15 protein-coding genes are annotated in these 12,656 nt (G+C 67.9%); 8 read left to right on the forward strand and 7 right to left on the reverse strand.

What is annotated here, in order from left to right:
- Nucleotides 1-4 precede the first annotated feature (4 nt).
- From J2X09_RS05920 to coxB, 3 genes are read right to left on the reverse strand one after another with little or no spacing between them, the layout of a single operon-like run.
- Nucleotides 5-379: a hypothetical protein gene (locus J2X09_RS05920; protein ID WP_204732684.1), complete on the reverse strand. Its 375-nt coding sequence runs from the start codon at nucleotides 377-379 to the stop codon at nucleotides 5-7.
- Nucleotides 376-2,919, reverse strand: coding sequence for a cytochrome c oxidase subunit I (gene ctaD, locus J2X09_RS05925; RefSeq protein ID WP_204732683.1), 2,544 nt, complete (start codon nucleotides 2,917-2,919; stop codon nucleotides 376-378). The genes J2X09_RS05920 and ctaD overlap by 4 nt, the downstream gene beginning before the upstream one ends.
- Nucleotides 2,916-3,617, reverse strand: a complete 702-nt coding sequence (gene coxB, locus J2X09_RS05930) for a cytochrome c oxidase subunit II (protein ID WP_310307818.1) — start codon at nucleotides 3,615-3,617, stop codon at nucleotides 2,916-2,918. Before coxB ends, ctaD begins: the two co-directional genes overlap by 4 nt.
- Before the next feature lie 51 nt (nucleotides 3,618-3,668).
- Between coxB and J2X09_RS05935 the strand changes: the two genes are divergently transcribed.
- Complete coding sequence (locus tag J2X09_RS05935; protein WP_204732681.1) at nucleotides 3,669-4,139, forward strand: DUF2231 domain-containing protein; 471 nt, start codon at nucleotides 3,669-3,671, stop codon at nucleotides 4,137-4,139.
- 29 nt (nucleotides 4,140-4,168) lie between these two features.
- Here J2X09_RS05935 and J2X09_RS05940 read toward each other — a convergent pair whose 3' ends face one another.
- On the reverse strand, nucleotides 4,169-4,582 hold the full coding sequence (locus J2X09_RS05940; protein WP_204732680.1) for a CopD family protein: 414 nt from the start codon (nucleotides 4,580-4,582) through the stop codon (nucleotides 4,169-4,171).
- Between the two features lie 123 nt (nucleotides 4,583-4,705).
- On the opposite strand from J2X09_RS05940, the gene J2X09_RS05945 reads away from it, so the two are divergent.
- The 4 genes from J2X09_RS05945 (at nucleotide 4,706) to J2X09_RS05960 (ending at nucleotide 7,145) form a co-directional block, all read left to right on the forward strand.
- Nucleotides 4,706-5,803: a patatin-like phospholipase family protein gene (locus tag J2X09_RS05945; RefSeq protein WP_204732679.1), complete on the forward strand. Its 1,098-nt coding sequence runs from the start codon at nucleotides 4,706-4,708 to the stop codon at nucleotides 5,801-5,803.
- Nucleotides 5,804-5,891: 88 nt separating this feature from the next.
- Nucleotides 5,892-6,179 carry a GNAT family N-acetyltransferase gene (locus J2X09_RS05950; protein WP_204732678.1) on the forward strand — a complete coding sequence of 96 codons (288 nt, stop codon included), beginning with the start codon at nucleotides 5,892-5,894 and terminating at the stop codon, nucleotides 6,177-6,179.
- 31 nt (nucleotides 6,180-6,210) lie between these two features.
- Complete coding sequence (locus tag J2X09_RS05955) at nucleotides 6,211-6,501, forward strand: GNAT family N-acetyltransferase (RefSeq protein ID WP_204732677.1); 291 nt, start codon at nucleotides 6,211-6,213, stop codon at nucleotides 6,499-6,501.
- Nucleotides 6,501-7,145, forward strand: coding sequence for a glutathione S-transferase (locus tag J2X09_RS05960; RefSeq protein WP_204732676.1), 645 nt, complete (start codon nucleotides 6,501-6,503; stop codon nucleotides 7,143-7,145). The genes J2X09_RS05955 and J2X09_RS05960 overlap by 1 nt, the downstream gene beginning before the upstream one ends.
- Here J2X09_RS05960 and J2X09_RS05965 read toward each other — a convergent pair whose 3' ends face one another.
- Nucleotides 7,146-7,841 carry a MarC family protein gene (locus J2X09_RS05965; RefSeq protein WP_204732675.1) on the reverse strand — a complete coding sequence of 232 codons (696 nt, stop codon included), beginning with the start codon at nucleotides 7,839-7,841 and terminating at the stop codon, nucleotides 7,146-7,148.
- A 51-nt stretch (nucleotides 7,842-7,892) separates the two neighbouring features.
- Nucleotides 7,893-8,396, reverse strand: coding sequence for a MarR family winged helix-turn-helix transcriptional regulator (locus J2X09_RS05970; RefSeq protein WP_204732674.1), 504 nt, complete (start codon nucleotides 8,394-8,396; stop codon nucleotides 7,893-7,895).
- 103 nt (nucleotides 8,397-8,499) lie between these two features.
- Here J2X09_RS05970 and J2X09_RS05975 point away from each other — a divergent pair, with 103 nt between their 5' ends.
- From J2X09_RS05975 to J2X09_RS05985, 3 genes are all read left to right on the forward strand, one after another.
- On the forward strand, nucleotides 8,500-9,465 hold the full coding sequence (locus J2X09_RS05975; RefSeq protein WP_204732673.1) for a Bug family tripartite tricarboxylate transporter substrate binding protein: 966 nt from the start codon (nucleotides 8,500-8,502) through the stop codon (nucleotides 9,463-9,465).
- 193 nt (nucleotides 9,466-9,658) lie between these two features.
- On the forward strand, nucleotides 9,659-10,624 hold the full coding sequence (locus tag J2X09_RS05980) for a Bug family tripartite tricarboxylate transporter substrate binding protein (RefSeq protein WP_204732672.1): 966 nt from the start codon (nucleotides 9,659-9,661) through the stop codon (nucleotides 10,622-10,624).
- Between the two features lie 7 nt (nucleotides 10,625-10,631).
- The gene (locus tag J2X09_RS05985) at nucleotides 10,632-11,966 is read left to right on the forward strand and encodes a sulfatase family protein (RefSeq protein ID WP_204732671.1); all 1,335 of its coding nucleotides are present in this window, start codon (nucleotides 10,632-10,634) and stop codon (nucleotides 11,964-11,966) included.
- On the opposite strand, the gene J2X09_RS05990 is transcribed toward J2X09_RS05985, so the two are convergent.
- The gene (locus tag J2X09_RS05990; RefSeq protein WP_204732670.1) at nucleotides 11,944-12,636 is read right to left on the reverse strand and encodes a hypothetical protein; all 693 of its coding nucleotides are present in this window, start codon (nucleotides 12,634-12,636) and stop codon (nucleotides 11,944-11,946) included. The two genes, J2X09_RS05985 and J2X09_RS05990, sit on opposite strands and share 23 nt — an antisense overlap.
- Nucleotides 12,637-12,656: the final 20 nt, after the last annotated feature.

Raw genomic sequence — 12,656 nt, forward strand, 5'->3', positions numbered from 1 at the left:
CGGCTCAGACGCAGGGCGGCAGCAGCACCGCCGGCAAGGCCACCAACGCGGTGGACAGCGCGGCAATGGCATAGAGCCACGCGGACGAGCGCGCGATGAAGCGCCGCCGCACGGCGGCCGCGTGCGCGCGTTCCTGCCGCGCGGCGCGCGCGCATGCCCAAGCGGCCCCACCGAAGCCCGCCGTGCACACCGCCGCCACCAGCAAGGCCACGGCATTGAGCCAGGTCAGCGGCCCGGCCCCGGGCGGCGGTGGCGCCACCGAACAGGCCGCGGCAAGGCCGCCGTAGGTGGCGCAGAACCAGGCAAACCACAGTGCGAGGCCCAGCACCAGGTGCCAGGCGTGGTCCTTGCGCGGTGCGGTACCGGCTTCTCGCGTCATGGCGCCGCGAATGCCAACGGCAACAGGGCCATGAGCGCCCAGGCGAGGGCCTGGGCCAGCACGCAGAACCGCCACAGCATGGCCACCACGCCCGGCTCATAGGGTGCCTGCAGGCTCACGCGACCGTGGTGCACCCGCAGTGCCTGCAGCGCCGACAGCACCGCGGCCAGTGCGCCGTGCAGCAGCAGGAAGACCAGCGTGAAGCACAGCACCGCGTCGCGCGCGCGCAGCGTGGGTTGCAGACCAGCCGTGGCCAGCAGCCAGCCCATCACCCCACAGCCCGCCACACCGAAGGCTGCAGACCCCCACAGGTGGGTGCGCAGGCCCGCGTCGCCGCCGGCGCGCAGGCGCCGCACCACGCGCTGCAGGCACCACAGGCCCGCGGCGAACAGCGCCGTCACCACCGCCAGCGGCCAGGTGCCCAGCGGGGATGACTGCGCGGGCTGGGTGTCGGGAACCACCGTCCACAGGTAGAGCCAGCCGAACAGCAGCGAGGCGTAGATCGCGGTGTCGGCCAGCATGGTCAGGCCCATGCCCCAGAGACCGGGGCCGTCGAAGGTGCGCGTGTGCAGCCTGAGGCCTCGCGGCAGGTCGTCGGTCTCATTGGCCATCGCGTTGGCGGGCGTGCCGCTCTGAGGTCCGTTCTCCCACGACCAGCGCAGCAGCACCACCACGGCCACCAGCGCCACGCCGCAGGCCACCGCGTATTGCTTCGAGAGCAGCGTCAGGCACAGCACGGCCAGCACGGTGCCGGCCACCAGTGGCAGCCAGGAATTGCCCGGCAGGTGGAACACCTCGCGCACATGGCCACTGACCGGGTCCACACCCAGGGTCTCGCGCCGCCCGTGTGCCGCATGCGCCAGCGCGTGCTGGCCGGTGGCGATGGTCTCGGGCAGGTCGGGCGCATCCCACAGAGGGTGGCGCGTGGCGATGCGCGGCAGGCTGGCGAAGTTGTACGAGCGCGGCGGCGTGCCGCTCGCCCATTCCAGGGTGTCGGCATTCCACGGATTCAGCGAGGCCTTGCGGCCATGGCGCCAGTGCAGCACGAGATCGAGCAACAGCGCCGCGATGCCGAAGGCCATGATGAAGCTGAACACCGAGGAGATGAGGTTGGGCAGGTCCCAGCCCAGCCCGGCCTCGTAGGTGTACACACGCCGTGGCATGCCGAGCAGGCCGGTCCAGTGCATCACCAGGAACGTCCCGTTGAAACCGATGAAGGTGAGCCAGAAGCCGGCCTTCGACAGCCGGTCGGACGGCAGGCGACCGCTGAAATGCGGCAGCCAGTGGTAGATGCCCGCGATCAGCGGGAACAGCATGCCGCCGATGAGCACGTAGTGGAAATGCGCCACCACGAAGTGCGTGTCGTGCACCTGCCAGTTGAAGGGGACGAAGGCCAGCATCACACCGGTGAGGCCACCCACCACGAAGATCATCAGGAAGCCCGCGATCCACAGCATGGGCACGCTCCACACCGGACGCCCGCTCCAGAGCGTGGCGATCCACGCGAACAGCTGCACACCCGTGGGCACGGCCACCAGCATGCTGGCCACGGCGAAGAACGCCTGTGACAGGGCAGGAATGCCGATGGCGAACATGTGGTGCACCCACAGCCCGAAGCTGATGAAGCCGGTGCCGATCATGGAGACCACCACCCAGCGGTAACCCACCAGCGGACGTCGTGCGTACACCGGCACCAGCATCGACACCACGCCCGCCGCCGGCAGGAAGATGATGTAGACCTCCGGGTGACCGAACAACCAGAACAGGTGCTGCCACAGCACCGGGTCGCCGCCGCGTGTCGGATCGAAGAAGGACCAGCCGGCCGCGCGCTCGAGTTCCAGCAGGATGCTCCCGAGAATCAGCGGCGGAAAGCCCACGATCACCATCAGCGACGTGATCAGCATCGACCACGCGAAGATCGGCAACTGGTGCAAGCCCATGCCGGCCGCCCGCGCGCGCAGGATGGACACCACGATGTCGATCGCGGCGGCCATGGTGGCGATCTCGATGAAGGTGATAGCCAGCAGCCAGAAGTCAGGGCCCTTGCCAGGCGAGTAGGTGTTGCTGGAGAGCGGCGTGTACATGAACCAGCCTGAGTCAGGGGCGAGGCCCAGCAGCAGGCTGCTGGTGAAAATGAGGCCACCGAACAGGTAGCACCAGTAGCCGAACGCGCCCAGGCGCGGGAACACGAGGTCGCGCGAGCCCAGCATCTTGGGCAGCAGGTAGGCAGCCAGCCCCTGCTGCACCGGCACGGCGAAGAGGAACATCATCATCGTGCCGTGCATGGTGAAGGCCTGGTTGTAGGCCTCCGCACCCATGAAGTCCTGCCCCGGCTGCGCGAGCTGCGCGCGCAACAGCATGCCCAGCAGGCCCGCGACGAAAAAGAACACCGCGCCGGTCACCATGAAGCGGCGCGCCACGCTGGTGTGGTTGACCGCACTCAGCACCCGCCAGCCTGGCGGATTGCCCCAGACCGCCTCGAACTCGGCATGCAGTTCGGCGGCATCGTGCGGCGGCGTGGATCGGATGGGCTCGTTCATCGGGCGCCTTCTCGCGGTTGCGCGGCCAGCCAGGCGTCGAACTCATCCGCCGGCATGGCGATCACCGCCATCACCATGTGCGCGTGGTTCAGGCCACAGAACTCGGCGCACTGCCCCCGGAAAGTGCCGGGCACGTCGGCCTGCAGTCGCACGACGTTGATGCGACCGGGAATGGCGTCGATCTTGCCGCCCAGGCGTGGCACCCAGAAGGAATGGATCACATCGTCGCTGCCCACGTGGATGTCGACCGGGCGACCCACCGGCATGCGCAGTTCGTTCTGCAGCCGCACGCCACTGTCGGGGTACTGCAGTGCCCACGCCCACTGCCGCGCCGTCACGTCGACGCGCAAGGGCGCCACGCCCTGCGCACCACCGCCCGACCAGGACGCGGGCAAGGGCAGCTGGTGCAAGCCGGCCGGCGTGCCGAAGAGCAGCAAGGCCGCGATCGCCAGCGAGGGCAGCACGATGCCACCACCCACGATCCAGCGCTGGCCGTGGCGCGCGGCATGCGCCTCCGTGGCCACGCCTTCCGGGCCGCTTCCCCGGCGCATCGCGAGCAGCCAGGCCAGCACCACGCCCAACGTGACCAGCACCGCCACGCCGAGCATCCACCACCACACCAGCGCGATGGCCCGCGCAGATGGCCCCGCCGGATCAAGCATCGACTGCGCGCCCGCGCAACCCGACAGCATCGGCACGCCCAAGACCGCAGATGCACACGCGAACCTCGATGGCTCCACAATGCACCGATGAGCACGAGCCCCAGCACCAAGCCGATCCTGAGCCGCGCCGCCATCGCCGGACACCCCATCCACCCGATGCTGATCCACTTTCCCGTGGCGGCGCTCATCGCGCTGGTGGGCACCGACGCGGCCTACCTCTACGGCGGTGATCCGTTCTGGGCACGCGCGGGACTGTGGCTGGCAGGCGTGGGCGCGCTGGGCGGTTGGGCCGCGAGCGCGGCCGGGCTGGTGGACATCCTCAGCGTGAGGGAGATCCGGCGACTGGTGACGGCCTGGGGCCATGCGCTCATGGCCGTGATGATGCTGTCGGTGGCCACCCTGAACTGGCGGCTGCGCCTGGGCGACGACCCCGGAGAGCACGTGATGCCCTGGGGCATGGGCCTGAGCCTGCTCACCGCCGCCTTCATCTCGCTGGCCTCGTACCTCGGGGGCCGTCTCGTCTACGAGAACGCGGTGGGCGTGCACACAGACAGCTGAAACCGCCCGCTGGGCGATGCGGGCGTGCTTCATGCCGGCTTGCGCAGCACCAGCCACGCGATACCGAGAAGACACAACAGCAACTGAAACATCACCACGCGACTGACCCAGCGCACGCCGCCCGGCTCGCCACGCTCGATGCGCAGCACCAACAGCCCGCAAGCGCCATGACCGAGCACCAGCAGGCCCACACCCGCCAGTTTGAACATGAGCCAGGGCGCCACCGGGCCGTGCAGGGCGAAGATCAGGGTGCCCGAGCCGATGGCCAGCAGCGCTGCCGGCGTGGCCAGGCCAATGAACACCTGACGGGGCCAGTGCTTCTGCAGTGCAGCGGCCGGCGGCCGCGACGCGGCAGCGGCGGATGAAAGCATCAGCGGAAGGTACAACAGGGCGCCACACCAAACGATGACCGCGCTGATGTGCAAAAGCTTGAGCCAGGGCATGGAGGTTCAGCCAGAAAGGGAACGGCGCTTCATGCGGACATGAGTAGGCAGGAAGCGCGGTCCGCACGTCTGTGCAGTAGCGAACACTTGAGCAGCGCCGCGGCGCATGTTGCAATGCACCACATGACATCTTCCAAGCCATCACGTCGCCACAAAGCCACATCCACGAAACAGGCCATCGACCTCGCCCTGCAGGGCGGAGGCTCGCACGGCGCCTTCACCTGGGGCGTGCTCGACCGCTTGCTGGAAGACGAAACCCTGGAAATCGCCGCGATCAGCGGCACCAGCGCCGGTGCCATGAACGCCGTGGCGCTGGCATCCGGCCTCATGGACGGCGGCCGCGAAGGCGCGCAGCGCGTGCTGCGCCAGTTCTGGACGCGGGTGGCGGAACTCTCGCCGTTCTACAGCCTGCAGACCAGCCCGCTCGGTACGCTGATGGGGCCGGCGCAGGCCTGGATCGAACCCTGGTTCAAGCCCTGGACCGACCCCCTTCAACAGGCGGCAGACGCCCTCGGCCACACGCTGTCGCCCTACCAGCTCAACCCGCTCAACCTCAACCCGCTGCGCGACATCCTCGTCGACACGGTGGACTTCGACCGCGCGCGCCGCTGCCACAAGACGCAACTGTTCATTGCCGCGACGCAGGTGCGCACCGGCGCGTTGCGCATCTTCGGCCAGCACGAGCTCACCGCCGACATGGTGCTTGCCTCCGCCTGCCTGCCCCTCTTGTTCCAGGCGGTGGAGATCGATGGCGAAGCCTACTGGGACGGTGGCTACGCAGGCAACCCCTCGCTGCTGCCCCTGTTGACCGAGACGCGCGCCGACGACCTGCTGCTGGTGCAGATCAATCCCACGCTCCGCGACACCGTGCCCACCACGGCGCGGGACATCCTCGACCGCATCAACGAAGTGACTTTCAATGCCAGCCTGATCAAGGAGCTGCGCACGCTGGCGATGATGAAAGAACTGGTGGGCGACAAGCCACCGGCCGGTGGTACCGACCTGCTCGAACGCGTGCGGCAACTGCGCGTGCACCTCATCGAAGGAGGGACGGCGCTCTCCGCGCTGGGCGCGGGGAGCAAGACCAACACGCAGTGGAGCTTTCTCGCGAACCTGCACGCCATGGGCCGGGAGGCGGCGGACAGGTGGCTGCACGACCACCGGGGGGACCTGGGGCATCGCAGCACGCTGGACATCGGGCGTGCGCTGCACGGCCCTTGATCGGGGGCGTGACAAAGCCCACCCCGGGCATGCGCTTTTGCACAGGGTGGTAGGCTGCACCTTTGCGATCTTTTCCGGGACAACCGCCATGGAATACGCCATTGAACACGAGGAACAAGGCACGCGGGGTGTCTTCCATGTCCTGCGCAGCGGCCAACGCGTGGGCGAGATGACCTACAGCCGGACCCAGCCATCCCTCGCCGTCGTTGACCACACCTATGTCGACCCGGGTCTGCGCGGCCAGGGTGTGGCGCAGCATCTTCAGGACGCCATGGTGGCCTGGGCTCGCAAGACCGGCACGAAGGTGGTCCCGGCCTGCTCCTACGTGAAACTCCAGTTTGCTCGTGACGCCTCGATCCGCGACGTCATGGCCTGAGCCTCGCATCCATCCACCTCTCCTCACCGCCATGACCCAGCACACCATCCAGCACCAGGAACAGGATTCCAAAGGCGCTTTCTTCATCCAGCAGGGCAGCCAGCGCCTGGCCGAGATGACCTACAGCCGCACCGGTCCGGCGCTGATCATCATCGACCACACCGAGGTCAGCGAGAACCTGAAGGGGCAAGGCGCGGGCCGCCAGCTGCTCGACGCACTCGTGGCCTGGGTGCGCTCGACGGACACCAAGGTGATCGCACTCTGCCCCTTCGCCAAGGCGCAGTTCGACAAGGATCCGTCGATCCGCGACGTGCTGCGCTGATGGCGCCACGCCTGCCGCTGCTGTACAGCTACAGGCGCTGCCCGTACGCGATGCGGGCGCGCATGGCACTGCTGGTGGCAGGCGTGGCGTTCGACGCACACGAGATCGTGCTGCGCGACAAGCCGGCAGCGATGCTGGAACGCTCGCCCAAAGGCACCGTGCCCGTGCTCGTGCTGCCAGAGGGCAATGTGCTCGAGCAAAGCCTGGACATCATGCGCTGGGCCTGGTCGGCGCAGGATCCGGACGGCTGGTGGTCGCGCGCGCAGGGCGCCGACAACCTGGCACTGCTGTCGCTGTGCGACGGACCTTTCAAGCACCACCTGGACCGCACCAAGTACCCCGAGCGCCACGAAGGGAGCGACCCTGTCCTGCACCGCGTGCAGGCGATGGACACCCTGCTGCGTCCTCTCGAAGGCCGCCTGGCGCGGGCCGCGCAGCTTGGCGGGGACACGCCCTGTGCGACGGACCTGGCGATCTTCCCGTTCGTGCGCCAGTTCGCGGCGGTGGACCCGCCCTGGTTCTCCGCGCAGCCCTTGCCGGCCCTGAAGAACTGGTTGTCGAACTGGCTGGAACACCCGCTCTTCACCGTGGCGATGGCCCGCCTGCCCACGGGGAACGTGGTGCGCTTTCCTTCCATCGCATGATCAGGCGGCGGCGGGCAACGCCTCCAGCAGCCCGCGCAGCAACTCGCTCACCCCATCCCAGACGATCTGCACGCCCAGGCAGAGCAGGATGAAGGCCGAGAGCCGCAGGAAGATCAGGGTGCCGGCTTCACCGAGGGGCCGCAGGAGGCGTTGCGCGTAGCGAAAGGCGAAGTAGAGCAACACACCGATGGCGAACAACGCCAGGATGGCCCCACCCATGCGGGCGAGCGAGATGGCGAAGTGCGGGTCGTGCAGGGCCACACCCACGGTGATCGCGGCCGCGATGGAACCGGGGCCGCAACTGATGGGAAAGGTCAACGGGTAGAAGGCCTGGCGGCGCGCTTGTTCCGGGGTGAAGGCGTCGGCCAGTTCGGCGCGGCTGTCCTGTGTGGCATGCCCCGCGTTCAGCAGGCGCCACGCAGAGGCGGCCACGATCAATCCACCGCCGACACGCACGATGGGCAGCGAGATGCCGAAGAAATCGAGCACGTAAGAACCGACGAGCATGGAACCCAGCATCAGCGCAAACATGTTGCGTGCAATGCGCCGCGCCAGCAGGGCGCGCGTGGATGGCGATGCGCCTTCGGTCAGCCCGAGAAAGATGGGCGCGGTGGCCGCCGGGTTCAGAATGGGGAGGATGGCCGCGAAGGCAAAGAGGAAACTCTTGCCCAGGGCCGCGAGCAGTTCAAAGGTCATGCGGTGGATTGTCTCAAGGTCGCCGCGACGGGCCGCACCCGACAGACCTTGTCAATCCCCGCCGTCCCGGGCCAGCGGCGTCCCCGGCCGTTCGGCCACCATGCGGCTGGCCTGGGTCTGCAGCGCGTCCACCGCCGCGTCGAGGTCCTGACGCTGTGCGGCGTCGAGGCTGGAGACCAGTTCGCGGTTGATCGCTGCCACGCGGGGATAGATCTCGCCATACAGCCGGCGTCCTTCCGCGCTCAGGAACACATGCACCTCGCGCCGGTCCGACGGGCGCGGCTGGCGCACCACCAGCTTTTTGGCCGCCAGCGTGCTCAGCGTGCGCGAGGTCCGGGCGCGGTCGAGCATGGCGTGCTCCGCGAGCTGTGACGACAGTGCGCCCTCGCGTTCGGCCAGAAAGGACAGGATGCGCCATTCGCGCCGGGTGATGCCGAATTCGCTTTCGCACATGTGCACCACCAGCCGGCCGGCGGTGGTGTGGATGCGGTAGAGCCGGTACAGCAGCAGATCCGCCTGCCGCTGGGGATCGATGAGTCGGTCGGGGAACGCCATGGCTAGGGAAAACACCCGCAATGATTGATTTCTGCAATTGATTGTCCCTCCATAGCATGAAGGACTGCACCGGGAACACCCGGGCCCCTCCTGGAGACAAGACATGACCACGCGACGCCAGTTGCTTTCCCTCACCGCCGCGCTCGCCGCATCCTCCGCCCTGCCCGCCCGCGCCCAACCCCTCGAAGGACCGCTGCGCGTGGTGGTGCCGTATGCACCGGGAGGCTCGTCGGACCGCGTTGCGCGCCTCGTGGCGGACAAGCTCGGCCCCAGGCTCGGGTTGACCGTGGTCGTGGAAAATCGCACCGGCGGTGGCGGGCGCATCGCGGCCCAGCAGCTCAAGACGACGCCCGCCAACCAGAACATGCTGCTGCTGGCCAACCCGGCGTTGATGCTGGTTGCGCCGCTGGTGTTCAAGGACGCGGGCTACGATCCCGAGAAGGACTACCAGCCGGTGTCGCAGGCGAGCAGCTACGAGTTCGCCGTGGCGGTGGGTGCGGGTGTGCCGGTGCGCGAGCTCAACCACCTGCTGGCCTGGCTGCGCGCCAACCCGGAACAGGCCAACTTCGGCGTCCCGGCCACCGGCAGCCTGCCGCATTTTTTCGGCCTGATGGTGGGCGACAAGGCCGGCGTGAAAGCGCAGGTGGTGGGCTACCGAGGCTCCGGCCCGCTGCTCACCGACCTCATGGGCGGACAGATTCCGGTGGCTTTCGACACCTTTGACACCCTGCTGCCGCAACACGAGGCGGGCAAGGTGCGCATCCTCGCGGTCTCCAGCGCGAAGCGTTCGCCCTTCGCGCCCGCCATTCCCACCTTCAGGGAAGCTGGGCTGGACCTCAGCGCTGATGGCTGGAACACCTTCTTCGCCCCGGCCAGCATGCCTGCCGCCCGCGTGGCGCAACTGGGCCAGGCGATCCGCGAGGTGATGCAGGCCCCGGAGACCGTTCGCCGCTTCAACGACGCGCGCCTGGGCCCGGTGGCCAGCACCCCCGAACAGACCAGCCGCATGCTGGCCGCCTACCGCGCGCAGTGGGCGCCGGTGGTTCAGAAATCGGGGTACCAGCCATGAACACCTCCCTGCGCCGCTGCGCGGCCTCTCCCCTCCGTGGCGCGCCTTCGGCGCGTCGAGGAAGGACGGCAGCACGGGCCGGCAGAGCCGGACCCTTGCGGCCTCTGGAGGCCATTGCTTTTTTCGGTGCGGATTGCACTCCGACGTGATCAAGCCTCGTTTCTTTTCCTCTTCTTTCCATCCATCCGCTCCCATGAAGATCCCTGCCCTCCGCCTCGCCTTCGCCCTGCTTGCGGCCGCCGCCCTGCCATTCGCCGCCGCGCAGGACACCTACCCGAACAAGCCGGTGCGCTTCGTCAACAACTTTCCGGCCGGAGGCCCCTCCGACCTGCTTGCGCGCTCGGTGGCCGCGGTGCTGCAGGAGACGCTCAAGCAGCCGTTCGTGGTGGAGAACAAGGCGGGCGTGGCCGGCAACATCGGTGCCGCCGAAGTGGCGCGCGCGCCGGCCGATGGCTACACGGTGCTGTTCGGCATCGACACCACCTTCACGGTCAACCCGCACCTGTACTCGAACATGCCGTTCAGGCGCGCCGATCTCAAGCCGCTGGTGGTGATGGCGTCGTCGGGACTGCTGGTGGGTGTGAACCCGTCCACCGGCTTCAAGACACTGGCCGACATGATCGAAGGCGGCAAGACCAGGGGCGTGAACTTCAGCTCGGCGGGCAGCGGCAGTCCCGGCCACCTGGCCGTGGAGGTCATCAAGGAGTCCACGCACGCCAGAATCACCCACATCCCCTACCGTGGCAATACGCCGGCCGTCACCGCCGTGCTCTCGGGCGAGGTGGACGGTGGTGTCCTCGCCACACCGGGCATGCTGCCGCACGTCCAGACCGGCAAGATCACCGCGCTGGCCGTCACCAGCCGTCAGCGCTCTCGCCTGGCGCCCGAGCTGCCCACCGTGGCGGAAGCCGGCCTCAAGAGCCTGGAACAGGAAGTGCTCTACATCGTGATGGTGCCCGCCGCGACGCCCGAGCCCATCGCGCAGAGCCTGCAGAGAGGCATCATCGACGCGCTCAAGCGCCCCGACGTGCAGGCCCGCATGGCCAACCTCGACCTTTTCTTCGAAGGCCTCACCGGCGCCCAGGCCAGCCAGCGCATCGACGCGTTGTACAACCGCTACGGCCCGATCGTGAAAGCCACCGGCATGAAGGTGGAGTGAGCGGCTCATGGCACAGGCACAACGCCCCAACCTCATCTACATCGTCTGCGACGACCTGGGCTATGCCGACCTCGGCTGCTATGGCGGCCGCGAGGCGGACTTCGGCGCCGTTTCACCGAACATCGACCGGCTGGCCGCTGGCGGCATGAGGTTCACGCAGGGTTATTCGAACTCGCCCGTGTGCTCCCCCACGCGCTTCGCGATCATGACCATGCGCTACCAGTACCGCCTGCGCGGCGCGATGGAAGAGCCCATCAACAGCCGCAGCAAGGGCAGCACCACGCTGGGCCTGCCGCCCGAGGTGCCCACGCTGCCATCGCTGCTGAAGAAGGCCGGGTACCACACGGCCCTCATCGGCAAATGGCACCTGGGCTACCCACCCGCATTCGGCCCTCGCCGCTCGGGCTATGACGAGTTCTTCGGCATCATGGCCGGTGGGGTGGACTACTTCACCCATTGCTCGTCCAGCGGTGAACATGATCTCTACGTCGACGAGGAAGAGCACCACGAGGTGGGCTACCTCACCGACGTGCTCTCACAACGCGCCGTGGACCACGTGCACCAGCGCGCCGCCGACGCGAAGGCCGGCAAGCCGTTCATGCTCAGCCTGCACTACACGGCGCCGCACTGGCCCTGGGAAACACGCGACGACGCCCATGTGGCGAGCGACGTTGCAAAGAACCTGTTCCACCTGCACGGTGGCGATGTGCAGACCTACCGCCGCATGATCCACCACATGGACGAGGGCATCGGCAGGCTGATGGCCGCGCTGCGCGAACACGGCCTGGAAGAAAACACGCTGGTCGTCTTCACCAGCGACAACGGCGGCGAGCGTTTCTCGGACAACTGGCCACTGGTCGGCGGCAAGATGGACCTGACCGAGGGCGGCATCCGCGTGCCCTGGATCGCGCACTGGCCGGCGGCCATCCCGGCCGGCTCGGTGAGCACGCAGCATTGCATGAGCATGGACTGGTCGGCGACAGTGCTGGAGGCCGGTGGCGGTCAGGCCGACCCCGACTGGCCACTGGATGGCGTCAGCCTCCTGCGGGTGCTGCGCGACCCGGCTCAGCGCTTCGAGCGACCCCTCTACTGGAGGATGAACCACCGCGGCCAGCGTGCCCTGCGCGACGGCGACTGGAAATACCTGCGGGTGGACGGCAACGAGTACCTCTTCAACATTTCCATGGATGAACGCGAACGCGCCAACCTGATGGCACGTGAGCCCGAGCGGCTGGTCCGCATGCGCGAACAATGGCTGGCCTGGGATGCGAGCGTTCCGCCCATACCCGCGGATGCCACGGTGAGCCTGGGCTACTCGGTCAGGGACATGCCTCAGCGTTGAGCGGTCGCTCGCCGGAAGGCGGCGGCGTGCCCGCCTTCGGTGGGCGGAACAGCGCCAGCTGCCAGTTCGCTTCATTGAACAGCCTGGACAGTGAATCGCGAATGCAAGGGTAATCGTCCGGTGGCAGCAGCTCCATCACCGCCGCAATGCGTTGCCGGCAGGCTTGCAACTGCTCGCGATCCATCGGGCCGATGCTCGTGGTGGCCAGTTGCAGCACATCCATGCGCCGCGACGCGATGGCGATCCGGTCGTTGCTCATCTTGTTGAATTCCACATGGAAACCATGCGACAACCAGGACTGCTTGCGGGCGTTCTGCTTCAGGTAGGCCAGCAGCGCCTGCAACTTGGCGACTGTCTTGGACGCTGGTTCCATCGCACCCGCGCGGGGCGTGCGCAGCAGATCGCGCACCGTGCCCCATGACTCGACCGCACCCGGCCATTGCGCGTTCAGATGCAGCACGGAACGGGGTGTCTGTCCCCTCACCCCCATGAGGAAATGGGCAATCTCCGCCCACTCCTCTGCCGGGATGCGCTTCTCTTCATGCAGCCTGAACACGGCCTTGAGGAAACCCCGGAGGTCGTCATTGGCCACGATCGCCTCGGCTTGCGACGCCGGCATGGACGCCAGCCGCTGCCGCACGCCCGCAGTGGGATCCTTGTCGGTGTGCACAAAGGCGCTCTGAAATATGC

The organism is Hydrogenophaga laconesensis (assembly GCF_031457235.1).
GTDB classification, from domain to species: Bacteria; Pseudomonadota; Gammaproteobacteria; order Burkholderiales; family Burkholderiaceae_C; genus Hydrogenophaga; species Hydrogenophaga laconesensis.

Excerpts from the sequence above, each read along its gene's own strand:
- J2X09_RS05950 (WP_204732678.1), top strand. The coding sequence starts at position 5,892 with ATGGAATACGCCATTGAACACGAGGAACAAGGCACGCGGGGTGTCTTC.
- J2X09_RS05975 (WP_204732673.1), top strand. The coding sequence starts at position 8,500 with ATGACCACGCGACGCCAGTTGCTTTCCCTCACCGCCGCGCTCGCCGCA.
- J2X09_RS05985 (WP_204732671.1), top strand. The coding sequence starts at position 10,632 with ATGGCACAGGCACAACGCCCCAACCTCATCTACATCGTCTGCGACGAC.
- J2X09_RS05970 (WP_204732674.1), bottom strand. The coding sequence starts at position 8,396 with ATGGCGTTCCCCGACCGACTCATCGATCCCCAGCGGCAGGCGGATCTG.
- J2X09_RS05920 (WP_204732684.1), bottom strand. The coding sequence starts at position 379 with ATGACGCGAGAAGCCGGTACCGCACCGCGCAAGGACCACGCCTGGCAC.
- J2X09_RS05965 (WP_204732675.1), bottom strand. The coding sequence starts at position 7,841 with ATGACCTTTGAACTGCTCGCGGCCCTGGGCAAGAGTTTCCTCTTTGCC.
- J2X09_RS05960 (WP_204732676.1), top strand. The coding sequence starts at position 6,501 with ATGGCGCCACGCCTGCCGCTGCTGTACAGCTACAGGCGCTGCCCGTAC.
- J2X09_RS05980 (WP_204732672.1), top strand. The coding sequence starts at position 9,659 with ATGAAGATCCCTGCCCTCCGCCTCGCCTTCGCCCTGCTTGCGGCCGCC.
- J2X09_RS05940 (WP_204732680.1), bottom strand. The coding sequence starts at position 4,582 with ATGCCCTGGCTCAAGCTTTTGCACATCAGCGCGGTCATCGTTTGGTGT.
- J2X09_RS05945 (WP_204732679.1), top strand. The coding sequence starts at position 4,706 with ATGACATCTTCCAAGCCATCACGTCGCCACAAAGCCACATCCACGAAA.
- J2X09_RS05935 (WP_204732681.1), top strand. The coding sequence starts at position 3,669 with ATGAGCACGAGCCCCAGCACCAAGCCGATCCTGAGCCGCGCCGCCATC.
- ctaD (WP_204732683.1), bottom strand. The coding sequence starts at position 2,919 with ATGAACGAGCCCATCCGATCCACGCCGCCGCACGATGCCGCCGAACTG.
- J2X09_RS05955 (WP_204732677.1), top strand. The coding sequence starts at position 6,211 with ATGACCCAGCACACCATCCAGCACCAGGAACAGGATTCCAAAGGCGCT.